This window comes from uncultured Mycobacterium sp. (assembly GCF_964249325.1).
Classification (GTDB): domain Bacteria; phylum Actinomycetota; class Actinomycetes; order Mycobacteriales; family Mycobacteriaceae; genus Mycobacterium.
In genome coordinates this window covers 3,882-7,948 of sequence record NZ_CAXUCH010000085.1, presented here as the reverse complement: position 1 = coordinate 7,948, position 4,067 = coordinate 3,882, and the positions used below count along the sequence as shown (strand labels likewise).

Sequence of the window (4,067 nt, the reverse complement as noted above, 5' to 3'; positions counted from 1 at the left end):
CCGCCGGCCGCCGCGGCGGGCGCCCCGACCACTCCGGCCGCGGCGCCGTGCACCGCGTCACCGAGACGGGGTCCGCCGGCAACCACCACGATGAACACTCCCTGCAGCCGCCCCCGCAGCTCATCGGAGGCGGCTTGCTGCAGGATCGTCTGCCGGAAGGCGGCCGATGCCGTGTTCCGCTACACCACCAAACGCCATGCAGCCCAGCGCCGCCCACAGCAGCGGGCCGGCCCGGCCCTGTGCCGCTCCGCTGAGCAGCCCGAAGCCGACCATCGCCGTCCCCCACACCACAATCGCGACGATGACGGCCAGCCCCTGCCGTTGAACCCGTGGGAACCAGCCCGAGAACACGCCACCGACGACAACTCCGACCGACATCGCCCCGGCCAACAGCGCCATCGTGGTGCCGCCCTCGATGGGTCCGCCGAAGTTCTCGTGAGCCAGTTGAGGGAACAGCGCCCGCGGCATGCCCAGGACCATCGCGATCAGGTCGACCACGAACGACATCAACACCACGGTATTGCCGGACAGATAGCGAAAGCCCGCCAGCACGGCCGTCGGTCCCCATCGTGCCCAGCCGGCCCGGGCGGGTTCGGTCAGCGGCATCGGGGCCAGCCGAAATGTCGCCCAGATCGGGGCAAGGCAGGTCAGCGTGTCGATCAGATACAGCGTGGACAGGTCGACCCAATTCAACATCACGCCGGCCAGCAGCGGGCCGATGATGGAGCCGAAGCCGGTCACCGTCATGTTCAGCGCGTTGGCAGCCGGCAATTGGTGTCCGGGCAGCATCCGCGGAATCGCCGCCGAGCGGGTGGGCGAGTTCACCGCGTAGCACGCCTGCTGCAGGCCCAGCAGGCACAGCACCACCCACACGTCGTCGATCGACAAGGCAGCCTGCAGCCATAACAGCAGCGACGCCCCCGCCAGTCCGCAGGAGGCGATGATCAGCAGCACCCGCCGGTCCATGGCGTCGGCCCAGGCGCCGCCCAGCAGACCGAACACGATCAGCGGCACCAGCGCGAACACGCCGGCAAGCCCGACATACGCCGAGTTTGCGGTCAGCGCGTAGATCTGTACGGGGACCGCGAAAATCGTCAGGTTGGCGCCGATGACGCTGGGTATTCCGGCCAGCCACAGTCGGCGAAAGTCGGGGCTTCCCAGCGGTGTGGTGTCGGCGAAGAGCCTCACGCTGCTTAAGGCTGCAGACGTTCGACGCGATCGCCGATGACGCGAATCCTATTGTGCAGCCGATCTTCTCGGCCCTGCCAGAACTCGACCACCTCGGGCGCGATGCGGTATCCGCCCCAGTTCGGCGGCACCGGGATGTGCTCGACGGCGGCGAAGCGCGCGGTCACCTCGGCGAGCTGATCGAGCAGCGCCGCACGCGAGGCGATCGGAGCCGACTGCTGCGACGCCCACGCGCCCAGCTGCGAGCCGCGCGGCCGTTTGGACCAGTAGTCCTCGGTGACGCCAGGATCGACCTTGCTTACCGGTCCCCGGATGTGGAACTGGCGACCCAGCGCATACCAGGGAAAGGTCGCCGACGCGTATGGGGTCGCCGTGAGCTCGGCGCCCTTCGCTGAGTCGTAGTTGGTGAAAAACGTGATCCCGGTCTCGTCGACGCCTTTGCACAGCACGGAGCGGGTGACCGGCTTTCCCGAGTCGACGGTGGCCAACACCATGGCGTTGGGTTCGGCGATTCCAGCGCGTTCGGCGTCGCCGATCCACTTGTGAAACAACGCAACCCAGCCCTCGTCGAGCCAGTCCGCATCAAGATCGGGGCTACTGTCTTTTTCTGCGCTGTATTCCACCCGCATCGCCGCCAGGTGCTCACTGTCGGGGCCTGCCATCGCGCCCACGCTACTCCGGCCGTTCATTACCGACCGGTAGCGGCCGTCGCCGGGCGGAATGAGAGAATCGGCGCCATGACTGTGGTCCCGGAGAATTTCGTCGCCGGCCTCGACGGCGTGGTTGCGTTCACCACCGAGATCGCCGAACCAGACAAGGACGGCGGCGAGCTGCGCTACCGCGGCGTCGACATCGAAGATCTCGTGAGCCGACAGGTCACCTTCGGCGATGCGTGGGCGCTTCTGGTGGACGGCAAATTCGGCCACGGCCTGCCCCCGGCCGAGCCGTTCCCGCTGCCGATCCACAGCGGGGATGTCCGCGTCGATGTGCAGGCGGGGTTGGCCATGCTGGCACCGATCTGGGGATACCAGCCGTTGCTCGACATCGACGACACCACCGCACGCGATCAGTTGGCCCGAGCGTCGGTCATGGCGCTGTCCTACGTCGCCCAGTCGGCGCGCGGCATCCACCAGCCGGCGGTCCCGCAGCGGGTCATCGACGAATGCTCAACGATCACAGCGCGTTTCATGACTCGTTGGCAGGGCGAGCCCGACCCTCGCCACATCGAGGCCGTCGACGCATATTGGGTATCGGCCGCCGAGCACGGCATGAACGCCTCGACGTTCACCGCCCGGGTGATCGCATCGACCGGTGCCGACGTGGCGGCCGCGCTCTCGGGAGCGATCGGCGCGATGAGCGGCCCGCTGCACGGTGGTGCGCCGGCCAGAGTGCTGCCCATGCTCGAAGAAGTGGAGCGCACCGACGACGCGCGCGGTCTGGTCAAGGGAATCCTCGATCGTGGCGAGAAGCTGATGGGATTCGGGCACCGGGTCTATCGCGCAGAGGACCCCCGGGCGCGAGTACTGCGGGCGACGGCCAAGCGCCTGGGCGCCCCGCGCTATGAAGTGGCATTGGCTGTTGAGCAGGCGGCATTGGCCGAGCTGCGGGAGCGCCGCCCGGACCGCGCGATCGAAACCAACGTGGAGTTCTGGGCCGCGGTGATCCTCGACTTCGCCCGGGTGCCCGCCAAGATGATGCCGGCGATGTTCACCTGCGGCCGAACCGCCGGCTGGTGCGCCCACATTCTCGAGCAGAAGAAACTGGGCAAGCTGGTACGGCCGTCGGCCATCTACGTTGGACCCAGCCCGCGCAGCCCGGAATCTGTCGAAGGCTGGGACCTGATCCATAAGGGGTGACGGCGCTTGCGCCGCGATGAGTTTGCGTCGCAGGCCCGGTCAGTACTCGTGAGCCCGTCCGGGCCGCGAGAAACCAACCTCAGGGAGGCCATCATGGCGATCACCGTCGAACCCGCACTGTCGCCACACCTCGTGGTCGACGACGCCGCCGCGGTGATCGACTTCTACGCCAAGGCTTTTGACGCCGTGGAGCTGGGCCGGGTGCCCCGCCCCGACGGCAAACTGATCCACGCCGCGCTGCGCATCAACGGCTTCTTGGTCATGCTCAACGACGACTTCCCGGAGGTCTCTGGTGGTAAGTCGATGACGCCCAAGTCGTTAGGCGGAACCCCGGTCACCATCCACTTGACCGTCACCGACGTGGACGCCAAGTTCCAACAGGCGCTCGACGCCGGCGCCACCGTGGTGGCGCCGTTGGAGGATCAGTTCTGGGGTGACCGCTACGGCGTGGTCGCCGACCCATTCGGGCACCACTGGTCACTCGGGCAACCCGTCCGCGAGGTCAGCATCGAGGAGATCGCCGCCGCGATGGGCGGCTCGGGCTAAGCCAATCGGCCTAAGCCAATTGGCGCAGCCGGGTGGCCAGCCGCTGGCGCAGCGGTCGCGGTGGCGCACTTACCGCGGCTGCCAGCATGTCGGTGATCGAGGTGAACTTGTTGCGGGGACGCCCGTCGGCGCTCCCCCGGGTCACCTCGGCCGCGTTGATCGCCTGCCACCCGGCGGCGTCGACGACGTCCGGCTGTCGTGCCCGAACGAGTTTGTCCAACGCCGATGGTCTGCTGATCGGCTCGCCGAGCAAGCCGGCGTTGAAGTCGTCGACCAGTTGTTGCACGGTCTGCAACGCGCATGACTTGTTGGTGCCGATAAACCCGGTCGGCCCGCGCTTGATCCAGCCCGCGACATAGGCGCCGGCCACCGGCCGGCGCCTATCCGGATCGATGACCCGGCCCTTGTCGTTCGGCACGACACCGGCGTCGTCGTCGAACGGCAGATCGCGAATCGGCTTGCCGCGATAGCCGATTG

General features: G+C 67.8%; 3 protein-coding genes and 2 pseudogenes (2 of these 5 cut by a window edge). 2 read left to right on the top strand and 3 right to left on the bottom strand.

Annotation, left to right across the window (positions count from 1 at the left end; genetic code table 11):
• Positions 1 to 1,188, bottom strand: a pseudogene (locus ACFE99_RS12655) (MFS transporter); it reaches 123 nt to the left of the window's first position.
• A 5-nt stretch (positions 1,189 to 1,193) separates the two neighbouring features.
• On the bottom strand, positions 1,194 to 1,850 hold the full coding sequence (gene pdxH / locus ACFE99_RS12650; RefSeq protein ID WP_375485738.1) for a pyridoxamine 5'-phosphate oxidase: 657 nt from the start codon (positions 1,848 to 1,850) through the stop codon (positions 1,194 to 1,196).
• A gap of 75 nt (positions 1,851 to 1,925) precedes the next feature.
• Between pdxH and ACFE99_RS12645 the strand changes: the two genes are divergently transcribed.
• Both ACFE99_RS12645 and ACFE99_RS12640 read left to right on the top strand, forming a co-directional pair.
• Positions 1,926 to 3,044: a citrate synthase 2 gene (locus ACFE99_RS12645; protein ID WP_375485736.1), complete on the top strand. Its 1,119-nt coding sequence runs from the start codon at positions 1,926 to 1,928 to the stop codon at positions 3,042 to 3,044.
• 93 nt (positions 3,045 to 3,137) lie between these two features.
• The gene (locus ACFE99_RS12640; protein ID WP_375485734.1) at positions 3,138 to 3,590 is read left to right on the top strand and encodes a VOC family protein; all 453 of its coding nucleotides are present in this window, start codon (positions 3,138 to 3,140) and stop codon (positions 3,588 to 3,590) included.
• 10 nt (positions 3,591 to 3,600) lie between these two features.
• Here the strand turns inward: ACFE99_RS12640 and ACFE99_RS12635 are convergent.
• Positions 3,601 to 4,067 (bottom strand): annotated as a pseudogene (locus tag ACFE99_RS12635) (FAD-dependent oxidoreductase) (it continues 1,225 nt past the right edge of the window).